Here is a 1,086-nt window from a genome sequence, read left to right as displayed (position 1 = left end):
TGTTTCGAACTGAACACGTAAACGAGGGCTACTCATAAAGAGGAAATACTTGTCTTGATGTCAATAAGTCAAGTTTCCTCATTTTTATGAAAAAGTGCAAATATGAAGGGGTAAATTATTGAATATCGATACCAATTTCTTGTGCGAGTTGGATAAGTTGTTCCTCATTATCCAATTTTATTGACCATTTGCATTCGGCCCCATGGGCTAACACCACATTTGCGCCACGACCAAGAAGTTGAAGTGCATCGGTTTGTGCTTGCAATGTGACCATTCCCTCACCGGTTAGTTTGATGACGATTTCACGCTGCGTCGCGATAATTTTACCTAATGAAAACTCGATAACCATGTTCTGCCTTTGGGTGTATCTCTGCTGATTGATGAACGTCGAATTAAGCCAATTTTGCTTCTTGTTGTTTCACAGCAATCGTTAGACGACTAGTACACACCAACCGATCACGTTCGTCTGTAATTTCAATCTGCCAAACTTGAGTCGAAACACCAAGGTGAATAGGTTTTGCGGTACCGATAACATAACCACTGCGCATTGCTCGTACATGGTTTGCGTTGATATCTAAACCTACGCAGTAGTTACCTTCACTCACGCAAAAGTTTGCGGCAATGGAACCTAATGTTTCTGCTAGTACGACGGATGCACCACCATGCAACATACCCAGCGGTTGGTGAGTAAAACTGCACACTGGCATCGTTGCACTTAATGAATCATCCGTGAAGTTGGTGTACTCGATTTGTAGGTGCTCCATCATGGTATTTCTTGATGTAGCGTTAAGGATGTCCAAACTGATCGGCTTTTTCCAAATACTCATTTTTCGCTCTTACTGTTTGCAGGTTGAGGCTGCTTATTCATATTTATGCCAAGCGCTTAGGATAGGCTCTATTGCTGCGACACTTCAGGACAAAACGCGCTAGCCCTCAACTCTACAATCACACTTACCTCGCCTATGCATCTTGTCATCATTTGGGTATATACTACTGGTTCAAAACAAGAATTAGTGAATATGGAGCCACTTATGAAGGTATGGATTAAAGCCTCTGCTCTCTTGACCTTAGCAGGCTTAACTGCGT

2 protein-coding genes are annotated in these 1,086 nt (G+C 42.4%); both read right to left on the bottom strand.

Going from position 1 to position 1,086, the window contains the following annotated elements; translation table 11 throughout:
• Nucleotides 1–115: 115 nt before the first annotated feature.
• A complete protein-coding gene (locus R7Z50_RS24735) occupies nucleotides 116–349 on the bottom strand; it encodes a DUF3389 domain-containing protein (RefSeq protein ID WP_005483845.1) in 234 nt (77 codons plus the stop codon).
• Between the two features lie 43 nt (nucleotides 350–392).
• Nucleotides 393–827 (bottom strand): hotdog fold thioesterase, encoded by a 435-nt coding sequence (locus tag R7Z50_RS24730; RefSeq protein ID WP_318149382.1) that lies wholly within the window; start codon nucleotides 825–827, stop codon nucleotides 393–395.
• Nucleotides 828–1,086: the final 259 nt, after the last annotated feature.

It is taken from the genome of Vibrio sp. 1249-1, from assembly GCF_033340495.1.
Note: the sequence above shows the minus strand (reverse complement) of the source record. Positions and strands in the feature narration are given on the sequence as shown.